At 66.1% G+C, this 19,892-nt stretch carries 13 protein-coding genes and 1 pseudogene; 7 read left to right on the forward strand and 7 right to left on the reverse strand.

Annotated features, from left to right (window positions below):
- The 4 genes from DM995_RS17300 to DM995_RS17315 all read right to left on the reverse strand — a co-directional run.
- The coding region (locus DM995_RS17300) for a tetratricopeptide repeat protein (RefSeq protein ID WP_198669410.1) at positions 1-2,118 on the reverse strand (2,118 nt) is incomplete at its 3' end.
- A 494-nt stretch (positions 2,119-2,612) separates the two neighbouring features.
- The gene (locus DM995_RS17305; protein ID WP_023839302.1) at positions 2,613-2,834 is read right to left on the reverse strand and encodes a hypothetical protein; all 222 of its coding nucleotides are present in this window, start codon (positions 2,832-2,834) and stop codon (positions 2,613-2,615) included.
- Between the two features lie 240 nt (positions 2,835-3,074).
- A complete protein-coding gene (locus DM995_RS17310) occupies positions 3,075-4,736 on the reverse strand; it encodes an amidohydrolase (protein WP_116970204.1) in 1,662 nt (553 codons plus the stop codon).
- 8 nt (positions 4,737-4,744) lie between these two features.
- The gene (locus tag DM995_RS17315; protein WP_116970205.1) at positions 4,745-5,629 is read right to left on the reverse strand and encodes an NAD(P)-dependent oxidoreductase; all 885 of its coding nucleotides are present in this window, start codon (positions 5,627-5,629) and stop codon (positions 4,745-4,747) included.
- A 59-nt stretch (positions 5,630-5,688) separates the two neighbouring features.
- Between DM995_RS17315 and DM995_RS17320 the strand changes: the two genes are divergently transcribed.
- The 3 genes from DM995_RS17320 to DM995_RS17330 all read left to right on the forward strand — a co-directional run bounded on the left by DM995_RS17320 (position 5,689) and on the right by DM995_RS17330 (position 10,477).
- Positions 5,689-6,915 carry a threonine ammonia-lyase gene (locus tag DM995_RS17320; RefSeq protein WP_116970206.1) on the forward strand — a complete coding sequence of 409 codons (1,227 nt, stop codon included), beginning with the start codon at positions 5,689-5,691 and terminating at the stop codon, positions 6,913-6,915.
- 451 nt (positions 6,916-7,366) lie between these two features.
- Positions 7,367-8,122: an arginyltransferase gene (locus DM995_RS17325; protein ID WP_116970207.1), complete on the forward strand. Its 756-nt coding sequence runs from the start codon at positions 7,367-7,369 to the stop codon at positions 8,120-8,122.
- A 102-nt stretch (positions 8,123-8,224) separates the two neighbouring features.
- On the forward strand, positions 8,225-10,477 hold the full coding sequence (locus DM995_RS17330) for an autotransporter assembly complex protein TamA (protein ID WP_116970208.1): 2,253 nt from the start codon (positions 8,225-8,227) through the stop codon (positions 10,475-10,477).
- Here DM995_RS17330 and DM995_RS17335 read toward each other — a convergent pair.
- Positions 10,465-12,741, reverse strand: a complete 2,277-nt coding sequence (locus DM995_RS17335) for a hypothetical protein (protein WP_157973256.1) — start codon at positions 12,739-12,741, stop codon at positions 10,465-10,467. The genes DM995_RS17330 and DM995_RS17335 overlap by 13 nt on opposite strands.
- Positions 12,742-13,141: 400 nt before the next feature.
- On the opposite strand from DM995_RS17335, the pseudogene DM995_RS17340 reads away from it, so the two are divergent.
- The 4 genes and pseudogenes from DM995_RS17340 to DM995_RS17355 form a co-directional block, all read left to right on the forward strand.
- A pseudogene (locus DM995_RS17340) lies at positions 13,142-14,356 on the forward strand (translocation/assembly module TamB domain-containing protein); the annotation flags it as partial.
- A 65-nt stretch (positions 14,357-14,421) separates the two neighbouring features.
- Positions 14,422-15,330 (forward strand): alpha/beta hydrolase family protein, encoded by a 909-nt coding sequence (locus DM995_RS17345; protein WP_232824464.1) that lies wholly within the window; start codon positions 14,422-14,424, stop codon positions 15,328-15,330.
- A 2-nt stretch (positions 15,331-15,332) separates the two neighbouring features.
- Positions 15,333-16,568, forward strand: coding sequence for a kynureninase (locus DM995_RS17350; protein WP_502696594.1), 1,236 nt, complete (start codon positions 15,333-15,335; stop codon positions 16,566-16,568).
- Positions 16,569-16,684: 116 nt separating this feature from the next.
- Positions 16,685-17,524 carry a universal stress protein gene (locus DM995_RS17355; RefSeq protein WP_116970212.1) on the forward strand — a complete coding sequence of 280 codons (840 nt, stop codon included), beginning with the start codon at positions 16,685-16,687 and terminating at the stop codon, positions 17,522-17,524.
- 77 nt (positions 17,525-17,601) lie between these two features.
- Here DM995_RS17355 and lpdA read toward each other — a convergent pair whose 3' ends face one another.
- Positions 17,602-18,999: a dihydrolipoyl dehydrogenase gene (gene lpdA, locus DM995_RS17360; protein ID WP_116970213.1), complete on the reverse strand. Its 1,398-nt coding sequence runs from the start codon at positions 18,997-18,999 to the stop codon at positions 17,602-17,604.
- 177 nt (positions 19,000-19,176) lie between these two features.
- Positions 19,177-19,892 (reverse strand): dihydrolipoyllysine-residue succinyltransferase (gene sucB / locus DM995_RS17365; protein WP_116970214.1); only part of this gene is annotated, 716 nt, incomplete at its 5' end.

Raw genomic sequence — 19,892 nt, forward strand, 5'->3', positions numbered from 1 at the left:
CCGGGCGGGGGTGAGCCGATCGGTCCCGGCAGCGTCGTTGGCGATCCGGGCGCGGGTCAGGATCGACAGCGTGTCGAGGCTGTTGGGGTGGGAAAGCCCGAAGGCCGCGATCTGGCTTTGCGACAGATCGGTATAGATGGCATCCGCAGCGGCAAAGTCATCGCGCTGGGCATAGACCAGCGCCAACCGCGACTGCGCCGCGAAGCGCAGCGGGTGATCGCGGGGGAGGGTGTCGAACGGCAGGTCGACAACCTGGCGCAGATTGGCTTCGGCTTCCTTCGGTCGGTCGAGCAGCAGCTGCGCTATGCCCAGATTGGTTCGCGCCAGGATGAGCAGCTGGCTCTGCTGCGCCGATTGGGTGGCGCCCCGCTCCAGCACCGACGCCAGGATTTCCGCAGCGCTTGCGAAATCGCCACGCTGAAGCCTCATGTCGGCGATATTGGCTCGGGTCTGCAGCACCGAGACGTGGTCGGGTCCCAACGCCTTGGTCAGCGCATCCAGGCTTGCCTGATAGACAGCTTCGGCCTCGGCGTAACGCCGTTGCTGCACCAGCACCAGCGCAAGATTGACGGCCGTGCCCTGCCAGATCGGGTGCTGGCGCCCATAGCGTTCGAGCGCCAGCGCCTGGGTCTCGAGCAGCAGCGCTTCGGCTTCGGTATACTGCCCGCGATAGATCTGGATCAGCGCCAGATTGTTGCGGTTGGACAGCGCCTCGGAATGATCGCGCCCCAGTTGCGCAAGCTGATGGGGATAGATCTCCTCGGTCAACGCTTCGGCCTCGGCATAGCGCCCCATGTTGGTGAGGAGCAGGGCGTGATTGGCAGCGACATTGATCGCATCGCGATTGTCCACGCCGCGCAGCTTGCGGATATCGGCCAGCAAGGCCGCGCTGATCGGCTCTGCCTCGCTGTACCGTCCGGAGGCCAGCAGCAGCGAGACCAGGGTGCCCGGAATGACATGGGCAAAGCTGTTGGTCGGCGGATAGTGCCGTTTCACCACCTCGGTCGCGCGTTCCATGATGGCGATGCCTTCGCGGAACTGACCCGTGTTGAGATACACCGTGGCCAGCGATCGCGCCAAGGCAAGGCTGAGTTCGCTGGTTTCACCCGGATTGGTCAGCGATGTCTGATAGGCGGGTTTGAGATCGGCCTCGGCCTCTGCGAAGCGCGCCAGCGCGATCCGGATATTGCCCAGCGCGACATTGGCGAGAAAGGTCGACGGGCTATCCTGTCCCGCGGCTTCGCGCGCACGCGATAGCGCCTCGCTGGCCAGCGGTTCTGCACCCGCATAATCGCCGGAGCGCTCATAGGTGACCGAAAGCATGGCCAGGATGTCGGTCGCCAGCGGATGGGTCTTGCCCAGTGCCGCCTCGACCCGCGGCAACGCTTCGCGCAACAGGCTTCTTGCAGGCTCGTACCGGCCCATTTCGATCTGGAGGGTGGCCAGCACCTTTTGCTGCAGCAAGGTATCGGGATGATCCGGGCCGGGATCGCGCTTCAGGCTGTCGACCAGTTCGGCCTGGACTGGAATGGCCTCGTCGCGGCGCGCCAGCCGATAGAGCATGTCCACCAGATTGGCGGCTGCGTCGCGGGTTGCCGGATCGTCGATGCCCAATTTGGCGCGAGACCCGTCCAGTGCAGCACGGTAGGCGGTGGCGGCCTGCTGCGTCTGGCCGGCGTTGAACAGCACGGCCCCCAGATTGGCCTGCGCCTTCAGCGTCTCGGGATGATCGGCTCCAAGCTGGCTGGCATAAAGCGACAGCGCCCTGCGCATGATCGGTTCCGCTGCGGCTGCCTGGTCGCTGAACATCAGGTTGAGTGCATGGTCATTCAGCGCCCGCGCCAGAACGAAACTTTCATCGCCCAGCGGCTCGGCCAGTTCCAGAACCCTGGCAGAGGCTTCGGCGGCGCGAGCATAGTCCTTGGCCTCAAAGGCTTCGGCATCGATCGCGAGATAACGTTCGATCTCGGCGATCAGCGGATCGGTCTCGGGCTCGTCCGCCCCTGGCTGCGCAATCTCGCTCGCCGCCATGTCGGACTTGGCGGACTGGCTGTGCGTAGGGGCTGCTATTGCGAGCAGTGCCGTCGCCGGAACGACGGCCCAGCCCTGCCGGACCAATGGTCCGATCCTTGAATATCTGGCTCGAGATGGCGGTGGCGATCGCATCGACAACCCTGAAGGCGCCCGGCTGCGCGAGTCCGCGCGGGCGAGGCATGGCGGTGCGACCCGAATGCGGCTGTTGTGCGCATTTTGGCCTGGCGACGCAAGAGGTCGTTCAATGCTGGTTCGGGGCAAAATATAAGCCCGGGCGCGATGAGAAGGGGGGAGGATCGCGCGCCCGGGCTCATGTTTTTTAGGACGGCATTGGAGGGGGGGCTTGGTCTGCCGTCCTGAAGCAAAAACCCATCGGCCCAATTTAGGTTCCACAGAAAAAACGTGGCGATGCTAATTTTTTTGGACGGCTTGAACTGGCGTCGGTAACCGGCTGCGAACGCGCGCTTTTTTGGCCGTCAGCTGATAGTGCCAACCATTGCGGACACAAAAAAACGGGGCCCGAAGACCCCGTTTCTCTGATTCAGTTGGACCAGAGCGGCCCGAGATGCCTGATGAAATCAGGGGCTGGTCGGGGTGTCGCTGTCCTGGTCAGCTGCGATCACGATGCCGCCAATCACGGCAGCAGCAGCGACGACACCGATGATGATGCCGGTGCTGCCTTCAGCTTCGCTCTCGTCGCTCGAAGCAGCCGAAACGCGTGCGACGCTGGTCTGGGCCAGCACAGGCGTTGCGGCGACGGCGAGTGCGGCAAGAGCTGCCACAGCAAAACGATTCTTCATTATAGCCTCCGTCACGTATTCAAAATTGCGTCTTAATCTTTTGAAATCAAGACATTGCAACCCGTTGCGAAAAGAGTGTTTTACGAGCTCTTCCCGGCGCTCAATGCCCCACTAAGCCGAAAGTTCCATGCGTGCAAGCCGGTTTTACGGCCAATGCTGCGCCAAAAAGGCTTTTGTGGCAGGCTGTTGCAACCGGGCAACGAATGGTTTCGGCGTGGTTAACGGGCCAGCAGGATGCGGCTATCGTCCCTCGCCGCGCTGAAAGCGACGCACCCCGCCGACCCAGGTTTCCACGACCTTGGCAGAGCGCAGCTCGCCCGGCGTGCTGAGCAGCGGATCGACATCGAGCAGGATGAAGTCCGCGCGCATGCCGGGCATCAGCGTGCCGAACCGGTCCTCGGCAAAACCGGCATAGGCCGCGCCGCGGGTGAAGGCATCGATCGCCTCGGTCCGGCCCAGCCGTTCCTGCGGCTGCCATCCGCCGAAAGGCTGGCCATCGGCATCCTCGCGCGTGATCGCCGCTGCCAGTCCGGCGAAGGGATCGGGCGATTCCACCGGCGTGTCCGAACCGAAGGCCAGCGGCACGCCCGCCTTGCTCAGCGTCTTCCACGCATAGGCCCCGCCCAGCCGCGCCGGGCCCAGCCGCGCTTCGGCCATCAGCCGATCGGAAATCTGGTGCACCGGCTGCATCGAGGCGATGATGCCGTTCCTGGCAAAACGCGGAATGTCGACGGGATCGATGATCTGCGCATGCTCGATCCGCCAGCGACGGTCGCCCTTGTAGTCCTTGGCCAGCTCCTCGATCGCCGAGAGCGCCTGCGCATTCGCGCCATCGCCAATGGCGTGCGCGGCGACCTGGAAATCATCCATCGCGGCGCGGCTCATCATGTTGAGCAACTGGGTATCGTTGACGAAGGCGAGGCCGCGCTGGCCGGGCATGTCGGCATAATCGGCCTTGAGCAGCGCGCCGCGCGACCCAAGCGCGCCATCGAGATAGAGCTTCACGCCATTGAGGCGCAGCCGGTCGTCATAGAGCCAGGGGGTAGGGCGCGGGCCACCGATCGCGACCATCGCGTCGATCCCGGCGGCATAGGACATGATGCGCACGCGCAGGCGCCCTTCGTCCCCGGCGCGGCGATAGGCCTGCCAGTCGTCGATGGTCGTGCCCATATCGGCAATGCCGGTAATGCCGAGCGCGAGCAGATGGTCCTGCGCCGCGATCAGCGCGGCATCGCGATCGACCGCGCGCGGCGGCGGCACCGATTTGCTCACGAGCGCCTCGGCGGCATCGACGAACACGCCGGCAGGCTTGCCGCCGATCCGCTCGACCCTGCCGCCGGCAGGATCCTTGACGTCGGGCTTGACGCCCGCGGCCTGCATCGCGGCGGTGTTCGCCCAGCCGGCATGGCCGTCGACCCGCTCGAGCCAGACCGGGCGGTCGGGCACGACCGTATCGAGATCGGCTGCGGTGGGGAAGCGGCCCAGACCCCATTTCTCCTGGTTCCATCCGCGCCCGATGATCCACGGGCGGCTGGGATTCTCGTCGGCATAGGCCTTGATCTTGGCCAGCGCCTCCTCGAGCGACTTCGTGCCCGAAAGGTCGAGCGTCAGCAGCGAAAAGCCCAGTCCCATCACATGGCCATGCGCATCGATGATGCCGGGCATCAGCGTGCGGCCATCGCCATCGAGCTTGTAGTCGAGCTTTTCCGGGCGCTTGTCGCGGCGCTCGAGCAGCTGCTTCACCTTGCCGTCATTGTCGATCACCAGACCGGTGAATTCGACGACCTTGCCCTTGGCGTCCAGCGTCATGCCGTTGACATTGTCGATCAGCCCATCGGCCCAGGCCGGCGAGGCGGCGCTGGCGAGCAGGGCGGCGGCGAGCGCGGCGGCGCGCGCAAACATCGGACGGCTCATTTGCGCGGCAGCCTGCGGATCAGCGCGCTGGTATCCTGGCGGCCCGCGCCCAGATGCTGGGCCTCGGCGAAGAACTGGTCGAGCAGCGCGGCGACGGGGATCGACGCGCCATTGTTGCGCGCCTCGTCGAGCGCGAGGCCCAGGTCCTTGCGCATCCAGTCGATGGCAAAGCCGAAATCGAAACTGTCCTCGGCCATGGTCTTCCAGCGATTGTCCATCTGCCAGCTCTGCGCCGCACCGCCGGAAATCGCCTGAAACACCTTGTCGAGATCGAGTCGGCTCGCCTGGGCAAAGCGCATCGCCTCGCTCAGGCCGCCGAGCACGCCGGCGATGCAGATCTGGTTGACCATCTTGGTGGTCTGCCCGTCACCGGGGCCGCCGACATGGACGATGCGGCTCGAATAGCTCTTGATGATCGGGCGGGCGGCATCGACCGCGTCCTTCTTGCCGCCGCACATGATCGCGAGCGTGCCGTTTTCCGCGCCCGCCTGGCCGCCGGTCACGGGGGCATCGACGCACAGGATGTTCTTGGCGCGCCCCTCGACCGAAATCTGCCGCGCGATGGTGGCCGAGACGGTGGTGTGGTCGATGAACAATGCGCCCTTGGGCAGCGTGGTGAACGCGCCCTGGCGGCCCATGATCACCTGCGCCAGATCGTCGTCATTGCCGACACAGGTGATGACCGCATCGACGCCCTCGGCCGCCTCTGCCGGGGTCGCCGCAACGCGCGCCCTGTCGGCCAGGTGCGGGTGCGCTTGCAGCCAGGCGTGGACCTTGGCGGGGCTGCGATTGTAGAGCGACAGGCTGTGCCCGTCATTGCCCAGATGCCGCGCCATGGGTCCGCCCATCACGCCGATACCGATAAATGCTATATTTGCCATGGCGGTGCCTTAACGGATGTTTTCAATCCGCGCCATATCGGTTAGGGGCCGCAGCCGATATGACCAGCCCTACAGAACGCCTCACCCTGGATGATATCCGCGCGGCGCATGCCCGCATCGCCGGTTCGATCGTCCGCACGCCCACGCTCGTCAGCAAGACGCTGTCGGCGATTACCGGCGCGACGGTGTATCTCAAGTTCGAGAATCTGCAGTTCACCGCCGCCTACAAGGAGCGCGGCGCGCTCAACTTCCTCAGCCAGATGAGCGAAGAGGCCAAGGCCAAGGGCGTCATCGCGGCCTCGGCCGGCAACCATGCGCAGGGCCTGGCCTGGCATGGCACGCGGCTCGGCGTGCCGGTCACGATCGTGATGCCCAAGCCGACGCCCACCATCAAGGTGCAGCAGACCGAGGCCAATGGCGGCCGCGTGATCCTGTTCGGCGAGAAATATGACGATGCCTATGCGCATGCGCGCGAGCTCGAAAAGAGCGAGGGGCTGACCTTCGTCCACCCGTTCGACGATCCGGTGATCGCGGCGGGACAGGGGACGGTCGCGCTCGAGATGCTCGAGGATGCGCCCGAGATCGACCATTTCGTGATTCCGATCGGCGGCGGCGGCCTATTCTCGGGCATGGGCACTGCGGCGCGCGCGCTCAAGCCCGATATCCGGCTCACCGGCGTGCAGGCGCAGCTCTATCCCAGCATGTACAATACGGTGAAGGGCACCCAGTATCCCTGCGAGGGCGACACGCTTGCCGAGGGCATCGCGGTCAAGCAGCCGGGCGATTTCACCCGCGAGATCGTCCGCGCGCTCGCCGATGACATCGTGCTGGTCAGCGAACCGCAGCTCGAAACCGCGGTCAGCCTGTTGCTGCAGATCGAGAAGACCGTGGCCGAAGGGGCAGGGGCTGCGGGCCTCGCGGCACTGCTCGCCGAGCCCGAGCGATTCAGGGGGCAGACCGTGGGCGTGGTGCTGTGCGGCGGCAATATCGACACGCGCCTGCTCGCCAATGTGCTGCTGCGCGATCTGGCGCGGTCCGGTCGCCTCGCGCGATTGCGCATCGCGCTGCAGGACCGGCCCGGTGCGCTGTTCAAGGTGATGCGCCAGTTCGATGCGCATCAGGTGAACATCATCGAGATCTATCACCAGCGGGTTTTCACCAACCTGCCCGCCAAGGGGCTGATCACCGATATCGAATGCGAGGCCCGCGACCGCAGCCAGCTCGACGCGCTGGTCGCCTCGCTCAAGGCCAGCGGATATGATGTGGGGCTGGTCGAGGTGGCTTGATACTGGCCGATCGCGCGATCTTGTTCGTCATTCCCGCGAAAGCGGGAATCCCGCTGTGTTCAGAGCTTGCCGCAAAAGCGGGACCCCGTGAGTTCACGGAACAAGTGCAACACCTGCTAAGATGGTGTTGAACCAGTGTTGCACTTCAAACGTGAATCCACACCCCCGCCTTCGCGGGGGTGACGGTTTGGGAGCGAGGAAGTCGCGGATGGGGCCTGCCACCGGTTCGGCAGAAACTGGCGAACGGAGCTAGCCGGGCTAGTTCCGATTCAGCATGAATCGTCCCTTATCCACAACCTCCCCGCGCTTTGCCGATGAATTGACTCGACTTGGCGCAGCTTAACCAAGAAAGTTGGTTAACCGGCTTGGCGCTCGGGGGGGTTGCCGGGCATATCACTTGCAGGGCATCTACCCCCACGATCAGGCCATTTGCACAAGGACCGTTCGCCAAGTGAGCGCACCGGCACGTTTTCCCCGTTTCTTCGTGACCAACCCCGGTCCTTGCCCCTATCTTCCGGGCAAGAGCGAGCGCAAGGTCTTCACCGAGCTCAGCGGTCCGCATGCCGATGAACTCAATGACGCGCTCAGCCGCATCGGCTTTCGCCGCAGCCAGAATGTCGCCTATCGCCCGAGCTGTCTCGACTGCCGCGCCTGTGTTTCGGTGCGCGTGGTGGCGGAGCGGTTCGTGCCCTCGGTCAACCAGCGCAAGCTGCTCAAGCGGAACCGCGACCTGATCGTGTCGGCGTGCAAGCCGTGGTCGACGCAGGAGCAGTATGACCTGCTGCGCCGCTATCTGAAGACGCGGCACCCCGGCGGTGGCATGTCCGACATGGACGATATGGATTATGCCGACATGGTCGAGCACACCCCGGTGCGCAGCTATGTCATCGAATATCGCGAGCCCAATCCGGACGGCAGCGCGGGCAGGCTGGTCGGCGCCTGCCTGACCGACCAGCAGGGCGACGGGCTGTCGATGATCTACAGTTTCTACGAGCCCGATCACCCGACCCGGCGGGGCCTCGGCAACTACATCATCATGGACCATATCCAGCGCGCCGCGCGTGCCCGGCTGCCCTATGTGTATCTCGGCTATTGGGTAAAATCTTCGCCGCGCATGCAGTACAAGATAAAATACCAGCCGCTTGAACTGCTTGGCCCCGATGGCTGGCATTCTTTCGACCTTGAACGCGATGGCGCGGGCGCATAATCACGATTTTGATTTCGGGCGGGAACCTGCCCGCGCGGAAAGCATATAGATTTGATGAGGCAGGGTGATCGCGGACATCTTGCGAGGGCGGGAACACTGGTCATGCTGGCTGTCGGCTGGGCGTGGCCGGTCGTCTGTCATGCCCAGCAGGCCGATGCCGCGCAGGCCGGGCAAGTCCAGGACGACCCATCTGCACCGCTCGACACTTCACCCGCCGATCCTTTGCCGACCGATCCGCAAGTCGCAGACCCGCTGAGCATCGATCCGCTCGCGCCGCTCGACCAGCTTCCCGGCATGGAGGTCGAATGGCCCGATGCGGGCGACATTCCCGCCTGGCCCGGCGAGTTTGCCGGTGAGGATGTCCTTCCCCCCGAAACGCAGGCTGCCGATGCTTCGGACAGCTCGACCGGCGACCTTGTCGCAACCGATGCGGACGATGCGCGCGACGGGCTTGCCGTTGCGGGCCCGTCGGGTGCGTCCGGCGAAGACGCTGCGATCGGCGGCGACGATGCCGATATTGCCACCCGCCGCGCCGAACGACAGGCCGAACGCGAGGCGCGTCGTGCCGAACGCCAGGCGCTGCGCGAGATCGACGATGGCGATGTGCGCTACCGGGTCACGGTCAACTTCCTGCCGTCCGAGGATCTGGCAAATCTCGATCAGGACGCGTTCCGCAACCGCTTCCAGGCGCTGTCCACGCTCCAGCGCCTGTCCGACGACGATGCCAATCTCGCGCAGGTCAATCGCCGCGCGCGCGACGATAACGACCTGATCGACACCATGCTGCGCGTCTACGGCTTCTACGACGGCGATGTGCGCAACTCGGTCGCCGCGATTCCGGGCGAGGATCGGGTCGCGCTGACCTTCGACGTCAACACCGGTCCGATCTACCGGCTCTCCGCGATTGATCTGGCCGGTCTCGATGCCATCGGCGTCGATGTTCCCGTCGCGCGCGCCGCCTTCGGACTGCAGATCGGCGATCCGGCCAATTCGGACCGGATCGTCGCCGGGCGGCTGGCGGTGCTGACCCGGCTGCTCGAGACTGGCTTCCCTTTCGCGCAGACCGGCGAGCCCGATCTTCTGATCGATCACGAGGCGCGCAGCGGAGCGCTGACCGTGCCGGTCACCCCCGGGGGGCAGTATCGCTTCGGCGGGGTCATCGCCGATGATGACGGGCTGTTCGGATCGCGGCATCTGGAGCGGATCGCGCGCTTCGAGCGCGGCGACATCTTCCAGGCGTCGGAGATGGACGATCTGCGCCGCGCCATCCTTGCGACGGGCCTGGTATCGACCGTTGCGCTGACCCCGGTCGCAGCCCGCGAGCCCGTCGGCACCGAGCCGGGCACTGTCGACATCAATGTCGAAACCGTCGCTGCGCCGCTCCGCACCATCGCTGGCGAGGTGGGTTACGGCACGGGCGAAGGCTATCGCGCCGAGGTCAGCTGGGAGCACCGCAACTTCTTTCCGCCCGAAGGCCTGGTGCGGGTCCGCGGGGTCGGCGGGACGCAGGAACAGCTGATCAACCTGGTCTATCGGCGCAACAATTTCATCAAGCGCGACCGCGTGCTGACGGCACAGCTGCTCGCGAGCAATATCGACCGCGATGCCTTCGAGGCGCGCACGCTGCTTGTCGCCGCCTCGCTCGAGCGGCAGACCAATCTGATCTTCCAGAAGAAATGGACCTGGTCGCTCGGCGCAGAGGTGCTGCGCACCGATGAGCGCGACAGCCGGACGCGGGTCGTCGGCGGATCGCGCCGGACCTATTATATCGCCGCGCTGCCGACCTCGCTCACCTATGACGGCACCGACGACCTGCTCGATCCGACCAGCGGCTTCCGCCTGGGCGGGCGCATCTCGCCCGAATATTCGCTGCAATCGGGCAGCAAGGGCTATGCCCGCATCCAGATCGACGGCAGCTATTATCAACCCGTGTCGAACAGGATCGTGCTGGCGGGCCGTGTGCGGCTGGGCAGCATCGTCGGAGCAAACCGGTTCGATATCGCGCCCTCGCGGCGCTTCTACGCGGGCGGTGGGGGCTCGGTGCGCGGCTATGGCTTCCAGGCGATCGGACCCCGCGACGGAAACAATGATCCCATCGGCGGCAACGGACTTGCCGAATTCTCGCTCGAGGCGCGCGTGCGATTTGGCGATTTCGGCGTGGTGCCGTTTTTCGACGCAGGCAATGTCTATGCCGGCAGCACCCCCGATCTCAGCGGGATCCGCTATGGTGCGGGCATAGGGGTGCGCTATTACAGCAGCTTCGGGCCGTTGCGGCTCGATCTGGGCACGCCGCTCAATCCGCAGCCGGGCGACAGCCGTATTGGGGTCTATATCTCGCTGGGTCAGGCCTTCTGATGGCGGACGAGACAGAGCCGACCTCGCCCGAACCGATCGTGCAGCGCCGGGCGCGGATGCGCTGGATGCGCGGTCTGGTCATCGGCGTGCTGGTGCTGGGCGGGCTCGTGGCCGCACTGCTGCTCGGGCTCGACAGCGGGCCGGGCCGCCGCTTCCTCGCCGAGCAGATCGCCGGCTACGAGCTCAAGTCCGGCCTGTCGCTGCGCGTCGATCGGATCGAAGGGTCGATCTATGGCAAGGCGGTGCTGCGCGGGGTCGAGCTGCGCGATACCAAGCGGGTGTTCTTCGCCGCATCGGCGGTGGACCTCGACTGGCGCCCGTTCAGGTTTCTCAACAACAGGCTCGATATCCGCGATCTGGTCATCCGGGGGGGCGAATTGCGCAGCCTGCCGGAGCTTCGGCCAGGCGATCCCGACGACCCGTTGCTGCCCGCGTTCGATATCCGCATCGATCGGCTCCGCGCCGACGGGTTGGTCATCCGTGACGGGATCGCCGGGCCACGCCGCGTCGCCAATCTCGCGGGCAAGGTCGATATCCGTTCGGGCCGCGTGCTGATCGATGCGCGCGCCGCGCTCGCCGATGGTACCGACCGGGTGGCGCTGAAGATTGATGCGATGCCCGACCAGAACCGGCTGCAGGTCGACGGCGATATCACTGCGCCCGCCAATGGCGCGATCGCCGCACTGGCCGGGCTGACGCGGGACCTGGCCGCCTCGATCAAGGGGCGGGGCGACTGGGATTTCTGGCAGGGCAGGCTGCTTGCCCGGCTGGGCGATCGCGAGCTTGCCTCGCTCGATATCAACCAGCGCGAGGGAGAGGCGCGGATCCGGGGCTTTGTCCGGCCGGAGCCGCTGTTCGGCAGCAGCTTCGCGCGCGCACTCGGCCCTGCGGTTGGCGTGGTCGCGCGGGGCACGCTCGATGCCCGGATACTCTCTGGCATGGTCGCGCTGGCGGGGCAGGCGGGCACGGTCAATGCCGAAGGTGCGATCGACCTTGGCGACAACCGCTTCGACGATGTGGAGATACTTGCCGCGCTGTCGCGTCCTCAGCTGCTGGCAGAGGGTCTCGACGCCCGAAATCTGCGCGCGACGGTGACGCTGAACGGTCCGTTCGGCGATTTCGAGGCACCTTATCGCCTGTCCGCCGATCGCGTCGCGCTCGCCGGCGTGAGCGCGGAAAGGCTGCTCGCGCAAGGCACGCTCACGCGGAAGGGCCGGGATTTCACCCTTCCCGTCCAGATCAGCGCGACGCGTGTCGTCACCGGCAACGCCTATGGCGACCGGCTGGCCAATGGGCTGACGGGCCAGGGCGTGGTGCGCATGCGCGATGGGCAGCTGAGCAGCGATCCGATCCGGCTGACCAGCAACAGCCTCGTCGCGCTGGTGCAGCTTTCGGGCAGCAGCCAGCGCGGGCGCTATCTTGCGGTCGTCGATGCGCGGCTGCCCGCGTTCGGGGTCGAGAATGTCGGCGATGCCGATATCGATGCGAATGTGCGCGTCGCCTTTGGCGGCGGCGCGGCCTGGGATGTGCTCGGCGACGTGCGCGTGCTGATGCGCCGCGTGGTCAACGAAACCGTGGTGACGCTGATCGGCCCTTCGCCGCGCTTTGCCAGCAAGTTCAGCTATGGTGCGGGTCAGCCGCTGGTGCTGCGCGATGCGAGCCTGGCGGCGCAGAAGCTGGCGTTGATCGGCGGCGGCCGGGTCGAACCCGATGGCCGCATCGTGCTGCGCGCGAGCGGGCGGCACCGCGATTACGGTCCGCTCGATGTCAGTGCGGATTCGATCCGCGGTGACACCCGCGCGGTGCTGACGCTCGAAGACCCGCTGCCTGCGCTGGGCGTACAGAACCTGCGGCTGGCGCTGGGCACCGTGCCCGATGGCTTTTCGGTCGATGTCACCGGCCAGTCGACTCTCGGGCCGCTGGAGGGTGCAACGCGCATCTATGCACGCGAGGCAGGCCGCACGCTGATCCAGATCGATCGCTTCACCGTGTCGCAGGCGCTGTTCGCGGGCGACATCTATGCCACCAGGGCGGGGATCGAGGGCGCGCTCAATGTCGCGGGTGGCGGCATTACCGGCAATGTCACGCTGGACCCGCGCAGCGGCGGGCAGGGCATCAAGGCGATGCTCGACCTTGCCAATGCGCGCTTCGACGGCGAGGTCCCGATCACGATCAACCGCGGCGCGGCGGAGGTCGATGCGGGGGCGGCGGGGCCTGGAGGGCCGGTTCGGCGGCGGGCTGACCGATGTCAGCGCGCAGTTCAACACCGTTCCGCTGGCACTGTTCGATGTCGCGGTGCGCGAGCTTGGCTTCGGCGGCAATGCCTCGGGTACGCTCAGCTATCGCCAGGCCGAGGGCGGCGTGCCGACCGGAAAGGCGAGCCTGAAATTCGACAATCTCACGCGCACCGGCCTGATCGTCAGCTCGCGCCCGGTCGATATTGCCGCCAACCTCGCGCTGACCGCCAACGCGCTCGCGGTGCGCGCGGTGATCGCCGAGCAGGACAAGACCGTCGGGCGGGCGCAGGCGCGGATCGGCAACCTGCCGCAGGGCTTCGATCTGTTCGGGCGGCTGCGGCGCGGCACGCTCGCCGGGCAGTTGCGTTTCAACGGCCCGGCGGATTCGCTCTGGCGGCTGCTCGGCATCGAGGCGTTCGACGTCACCGGCCAGGTTGGCGTGGCGGCCGATCTTTCGGGCAGCCTGATGGACCCCAGCATCAACGGCATTCTCGCCACGCGCACCGCGCGGCTGGAAAGCGGGCTGTCGGGTACGGTGATCACCGACATCGCTTCGCGCGGCCAGTTCAACGGATCGCGGCTGACGCTGACCGGCTTCACCGGCAAGGCGGGTGCGAACGGCACGGTCAGCGGGTCGGGCTATGTCGATTATGGCGGCCTGTTCGCCTCGCCCTCGCGCGGGGTCGCTGTCGAGATCCGCGCGACGGCGAAGAACGCGCAACTGGTCAATCGCGACGATTTCGGCGCGACGGTCACCGGACCGCTGACCATCTCGTCCGATGGCACCACCGGAACGCTGGGCGGCGATGTCGTGCTCAACCGGGGCCGCTTCCGCCTGGGCCAGTTCAACGCGGCCGAAGCGCTGCCCGTGATCAACGTGCGCGAAATCAACCGCCGCGCCGACGAAGCGCCGCGCCGGGTGAGGCCGGCGGTCTGGCGCTACAATGTCAAGGCGCGCGCGCCGAACCAGTTCACCGTCACCGGCCTCGGCATCAACAGCGAATGGGGCGCGAACATCACGCTCACCGGCACGGTCGATGCGCCGCGCATCAACGGCCAGGCGGACCTGATCCGGGGCGAGTACGAATTTGCCGGCCGCGATTTCGATCTGGAGCGCGGGCGGATCAATTTCCGCGGCGAATCGCCCCCCAATCCGGCGCTCGACATTGCGGCATCGGCGAACCTGACCGACCTCAATGCCACGATCAACGTGCGCGGCACCGGCCTGGCACCCGAGATCAGCTTCACCAGCACGCCTGCCTTGCCCGAGGACGAGCTGCTCGCACGCCTCCTGTTCGGATCGTCGATCACCGACATCTCGGCCCCCGAAGCGGTGCAGCTGGCAGCCGCGCTCGCCTCGCTGCGCGGCGGCGGCGGGCTCGACCCGATCAACGCGCTGCGCGGCGCGATCGGGCTCGATCGGCTGCGCATCGTCGAGGGCAATCAGGCGCTCGGCCAGGGCACCAGCATCGCAGCGGGCAAGTATATCACGCGCAACACCTATGTGGAGATCGTCACCGACGGGCGCGGCTATTCGGCAACGCAGGTCGAATTCCAGATCACCCGCTGGCTCTCGCTGCTATCGTCGATCTCGACCATCGGCCGCCAGAACGCGAACGTGCGGATTTCGAAGGATTATTGAGGGTTGCGAATTATCCCTGAACCCAGTGTGGTTGTGGACGGGATGAAAAGGGGAGGAACCACATTGTGCGCAAACTTGCATGGGGTGCGATCGGGTTGGCAGTGGTGCTGCTCGGCATCCGCCTGGTCGATGGATCGCAGGTCGCGGCCATGCTGAGCGCCGACACGCCGATCATGCAATGGCCCGATCTGCTCGATCAGCCGCGCCCCGAGCCCGATCGCACCATCGTCTATGGCAGGGACCCGCTGCAGCTGGTCGATCTGTGGCTGCCCGCGGGCAAGGGCCCGCACCCCGTCGTCGTGATGATCCATGGCGGGTGCTGGCAGACCGAGATCGCGACGCGCGGCATCATGAACTATATCGCCGACGATCTGCGCCAGGATGGCATCGCCGTGTGGAATATCGAATATCGCGGCGTCGATCGCGGCGGCGGTTATCCGGAGACCTATCTCGATATTGGCGCGGCGGCGGACCTGCTGGCGGAGCAGGCCAAGGCGCTCAACCTCGATCTCGCGCACACCATCGCGATCGGTCATTCGGCGGGCGGGCATCTCGCGCTCTGGCTCGCGGCGCGGCAGGCGCTGCCCGAAGGGGAACCCTTGCGCGGGCCCGATCCGCTGCGCATCGACACCGCGATCAGCCAGGCGGGCATTGCCGATCTGCGCGCCGCGATGCAGCGCACCGGCCATGCCTGCGGGACCGATGCGCCGACGAAGATGGCGGGGGGCAAGTTCGGGCTGACCTCGCCGCCCGAAATGCCGGTGAGCAAGGCACGGCAGATCCAGTTCCACACCGACAGGGATCGCATCGCGCCGCCCGCCTATGCCGAGACCTATGCCGCCGAGATGGAGAAGCGCGGGGTCATGGTCGAGAATCATGTCCATGGTCCGGAGGGCCATGTCGAGCTGATCGCGCCGAACAGTCGCAGCTGGGCCGCCCAGAAGGCGCGGATCAGACAGTTGCTGGGGCGATGACGATGATGGACTATCCGACGCTTGCCGAAGCTGAGGCCCGCGATGCCGCCGACCCGCTGGCCCGGTGGCGCGAGCGCTTCACGCTGCCCGAAGGGGTGGTCTATCTCGACGGCAACTCGCTCGGCGCGCTGCCGGTGGCGACGCGCGGCCTGATGCACGATGCCGTCGACCGGCAATGGGGCGAGGGGTTGATCTGCAGCTGGAACGACGCCGACTGGATCGGCGCGCCGCGGCGGATCGGCGACAAGATCGCAGCGCTGATCGGCGCCGCGCCGGGCGAGGTGATCGCCTGCGATTCGGTCACGGTGAACCTCTACAAGTTGATGGGCGCGATCCTCGCTGCGCGGCCGGGCCAGGGCAGGACGATCCTCACCGAAAGCGGAAATTTTCCCACCGATCTGCACGTCGCTGCAGGGATTGCCGCGCAGCATGGGCTGGTGCTCGATGCTTGCGCGCGCGAGGCGATCGTCGAGCGGATCGGACCGGATGTTGCGCTGATGGTGCTCACCCATGTGCATTACAAGACCGGCGAGCGGTTCGACATGGCCGCGATCCAGGCGCTGGCCGATATGCACAATGTGCCGCTGATCTGGGACCTGTCGCACAGCACCGGCGCGGTGCCGCTGAACCTGGCGGCCAACGCCGCGCGCTTTGCCGTGGGCTGCGGCTACAAATATCTGAACGGTGGCCCCGGTGCGCCCGCATTTCTCTATGTAGCCGCCGAAGCTCTCGAGTTTCTCGGCTCGCCGATCCAGGGCTGGATGGGCCATGCGGCGCCCTTTGCCATGACCGACGGATACGAGCCCGCGCCAGGGATCGAGCGCTTCCTGGCGGGCACCCCCCCGATGCTGTCGCTGCTCGCGCTGGAAGCCGGGGTCGATCTGCTGCTGGAGGCGGATCGCGATGCGCTCTGGACCAAGTCGCAAGCGCTGTTCGATTTTCTGACCACGCTCATGGCGGCGCGCTGCCCAGAATTGGTGCCGATCACGCCCGCGCGCGCCGACCTGCGCGGCAGCCATGCGAGCTTCGCGCACCCCGATGCCTGGCCGATCAACCGCGCGCTGATCGATGCAGGCGTGATCGGCGATTTCCGCGCGCCCGATGTGCTGCGGCTGGGGCTGACGCCGCTCTATCTGGGCTTTGCCGATATCTGGCATGCGGTCGATCGGCTGGCCGCCATCATGGGTGAGGGCCGCTGGCAGCGCGACGAATACAAGGTCACCACGCGCGTGACATGAGGGGCATCGATCCGCCGTTCTGAACGTTGCACAACCAGGGGGCCATGCTGGCGCAATACCGGCTCCCCCATGTTCCAGTTTCACCGGCAAGAACCGGGAACCGACAGGAGAGAGACATGCAGCGGCTTCTGGCCTGCCTCGACGTATCGCATTATTCGCAGACCGTGTGCGAGCACGCCGCCTGGGCGGCGATGCGGCTGAACGCCTCGGTCGAACTGCTCCACGTCATCCAGCGCAACGACGCGCGCTCCGAACTCGACGGGGCTGGTCTGGCTGCCAAGCCTGGCTTGCTGGACGAGGTCATGGCGCTGAAGGCGGCAGAGGGACGGCTTGCCGAACGCCAGGGGCATCTGCTGATCGAGGCGGCGCTCGACCAGCTGCGGGCCCGGGGCGTGACCGATATCGAGCTCAGCTTGCGCGAAGGCGGCATTGTCGAGACCATCGCCGAGCGCGAGGCCTTCAGCGACATGACGATCATCGGCAAGCGCGGCGCGCAGGCCGATTTCGCCAAGGGCCATCTCGGCAGCAAGGTCGAGCGCGTCATCCGCCAGAGCCGCAAGCCGGTGCTCGTCGCCACGCGCGTGTTCAAGGCGCCGCAGCGCATTGCGATCGCCTTTGACGGCGGGCCTTCAAGCCGGCTGGCGGTGGATTATGTCTCTACCTCGATGCTGTTCGGCGGGCTCGACATCGATGTCGTGCTGGTTGGTGGCTATACGGAGGGCAATGCGGCGCATATCGACTGGGCGCAGACGCGCTTTACAGGGCGCGCGGGGGTGAAGGTGCTGCAGCGCGAAGGCAATCCCGATGCCGTGCTGCCGCAGGTCATTCGGGAACGAGGCATCGATTTGCTGGTGATGGGCGCCTATGGCCACAGCCCGCTGCGCAACATGCTGGTGGGCAGCACCACCACCCAGATGATCCGGGCAGGACAGACCTCGGTCCTGTTGTTCCGATAGGAAGGGCCCGCTCGTCCGCTATCCGGAGCCGGACGCGAAACCAGCCTCTCCCCTGGGGAAGAGGCTGGCACTGTTCGTCAGATATGGATCGGCTTGCCCTGCACGGCCATGGCCGCTTCCTTGAGCGCCTCGCTGTGCGTCGGGTGGGCGTGGCAGGTATAGGCGATGTCCTCGCTGGTGCCGCCGAATTCCATCGCCTGCGCGGCCTGCGCGATCATCGTGCCGCCGAGCGAGGCGATGATCCACACGCCGAGCACGCGGTCGGTCTTGGCGTCGGAGATCACCTTGACCAGCCCGTCGCCCTCGTGATTGGTCTTGGCCCGCGAATTGGCCATCATCGGGAACTTGCCGACCTTGATCTCGCCACGTTCCTTGGCCTGCTCCTCGGTCAGGCCCACGCCCGCAATCTCGGGCATCGTGTAGACGACCGACGGTATGATGTCGTGGTTCACGATGCCCGTCAGCCCAGCAATGTTCTCGGCAACGGCAATGCCTTCGTCCTCGGCCTTGTGCGCCAGCATCGGGCCGGGCACGCAGTCGCCGATCGCCCAGATGCCGGGAACGCTGGTCTGGAAGTCATGGTCGATCTCGACCTGGCCGCGGCCGTTGACCGCAAGCCCCGCCTTGTCGAGCGCCAGGCCATCGGTGTTGGGACGGCGGCCGATCGAGACCAGCACGACATCGGCTTCGATGGTTTCTGCGGCGCCACCTGCCGAGGGCTCGACGGTCAGCACGGCCTTGCCGTCCTTCACTTCCGCGCCGGTAACCTTGGTCGACAGCTTGAACTGGATGCCCTGCTTCTTGAAGACCTTGTTCGCTTCCTTGCGAATTTCGCCGTCCATGCCCGGCAGGATCTGGTCGAGATATTCGACCACGGTGACCTTGGCGCCGAGGCGCTTCCACACGCTGCCGAGTTCCAGGCCGATCACGCCGCCGCCAATGACGACCATGTGGTCGGGCACCTTGGCGAGTTCGAGCGCACCGGTCGAATCGACGATGACCTGCGCGTCATTGTCCACGGTGATCCCGGGCAGCGGGGTCACCGACGATCCGGTGGCGATGACGATGTTCTTGGCGCGATAGCTCTTGCCCGCGACATCGACGGTATCGGCAGAGGTGAACGCGGCATGGCCCTTGAGCCATTCGACCTTGTTCTTCTTGAACAGATATTCGATGCCGCCGGTCAGCCCCTTGACCGCATCGCGGCGCTGCGCGTGCATGGTCTCCAGGTCGAGCTCGACCGTGCCCTTGATGCCCAGCTTGGCGAGCTTGCCGCTCGCGGCTTCCTCGAACAGTTCGGAGGCGTGCAGCATCGCCTTGGACGGGATGCAGCCGACATTGAGGCAGGTGCCGCCCAGCGTCGCGCGGCTTTCGACACACGCGGTCTTCAGGCCCAGCTGCGCCGCACGGATCGCCGCGACATAGCCGCCAGGGCCGGCACCGATCACCAGGACGTCGAAATCATAATCAGCCATTTTCAAACTCCATCGTGCGCTTCGGGTCTTATCAGACCTGTCTGGCACTGTCTTTCCCGTCATTCCCGCGAAAGCGGGAATCCCGCTCGGTCATTGTCGGTGGCAGAAGCGGGACCCCCGCCTGCGCGGGGGTGACGAAGAATTACGCTGCCGGTTCCGCCAGGCCCGGCCCTTGCCTCAAAGATCGATCAGCAGCCGCGTCGGGTCCTCGATCGCTTCCTTGATGCGGACCAGGAAGGTCACGGCTTCGCGGCCGTCAATCAGGCGGTGGTCATAGCTGAGCGCCAGATACATCATCGGGCGCGCGGCGATCGAGCCGTCGGGCATCACGACCGGGCGCTGATCGATGCGGTGCAGGCCCAGCACCGCGCTCTGCGGCGGGTTGATGATCGGGGTCGACATCAGCGATCCGAACACGCCGCCGTTGGAGATGGTGAAGGTGCCGCCCGTCATCTCGTCCATCTTCAGCGTGCCGTCCTTGGCGCGCTTGCCGAAATCGGCGATGGTCTTCTCGATGCCCGCGAAGCTCAGGCTCTCGGCATTGCGGATGACCGGCACGACCAGGCCGTTCGGCGCGCTGACCGCGACCGAGATGTCGGCATAATTGTGATAGACGATCTCGTCGCCATCGATCTGCGCGTTGACCGCCGGAACGTCCTTGAGCGCCAGGCACGCGGCCTTGGCGAAAAAGCCCATGAAGCCGAGGCGGATGCCGTGCTTCTTCTCGAACAGGTCCTTGTACTTGTTGCGCGCTTCGATCACGGCGGTCATGTCGACATCGTTGAACGTCGTCAGCATCGCCGCGTTTTCCTGCGCGCTCTTGAGGCGCTTGGCGATGGTCTGGCGGATGCGGGTCATGCGCACGCGCTCGGTCTCGCGACCGGCGGTGCCGC

The sequence above is a fragment of the Blastomonas sp. UPD001 genome (assembly GCF_003426715.1).
In the GTDB taxonomy this organism is placed as follows: domain Bacteria; phylum Pseudomonadota; class Alphaproteobacteria; order Sphingomonadales; family Sphingomonadaceae; genus Blastomonas.

What these genes read in the sequence shown, in the direction of transcription:
- DM995_RS17305 (WP_023839302.1), bottom strand. Translation starts at nt 2,834, where the DNA reads ATGAAGAATCGTTTTGCTGTGGCAGCTCTTGCCGCACTCGCCGTCGCC.
- DM995_RS17330 (WP_116970208.1), top strand. Translation starts at nt 8,225, where the DNA reads ATGCTGGCTGTCGGCTGGGCGTGGCCGGTCGTCTGTCATGCCCAGCAG.
- DM995_RS17350 (WP_502696594.1), top strand. Translation starts at nt 15,333, where the DNA reads ATGATGGACTATCCGACGCTTGCCGAAGCTGAGGCCCGCGATGCCGCC.
- DM995_RS17320 (WP_116970206.1), top strand. Translation starts at nt 5,689, where the DNA reads ATGACCAGCCCTACAGAACGCCTCACCCTGGATGATATCCGCGCGGCG.
- DM995_RS17310 (WP_116970204.1), bottom strand. Translation starts at nt 4,736, where the DNA reads ATGTTTGCGCGCGCCGCCGCGCTCGCCGCCGCCCTGCTCGCCAGCGCC.
- lpdA (WP_116970213.1), bottom strand. Translation starts at nt 18,999, where the DNA reads ATGGCTGATTATGATTTCGACGTCCTGGTGATCGGTGCCGGCCCTGGC.
- DM995_RS17315 (WP_116970205.1), bottom strand. Translation starts at nt 5,629, where the DNA reads ATGGCAAATATAGCATTTATCGGTATCGGCGTGATGGGCGGACCCATG.
- DM995_RS17355 (WP_116970212.1), top strand. Translation starts at nt 16,685, where the DNA reads ATGCAGCGGCTTCTGGCCTGCCTCGACGTATCGCATTATTCGCAGACC.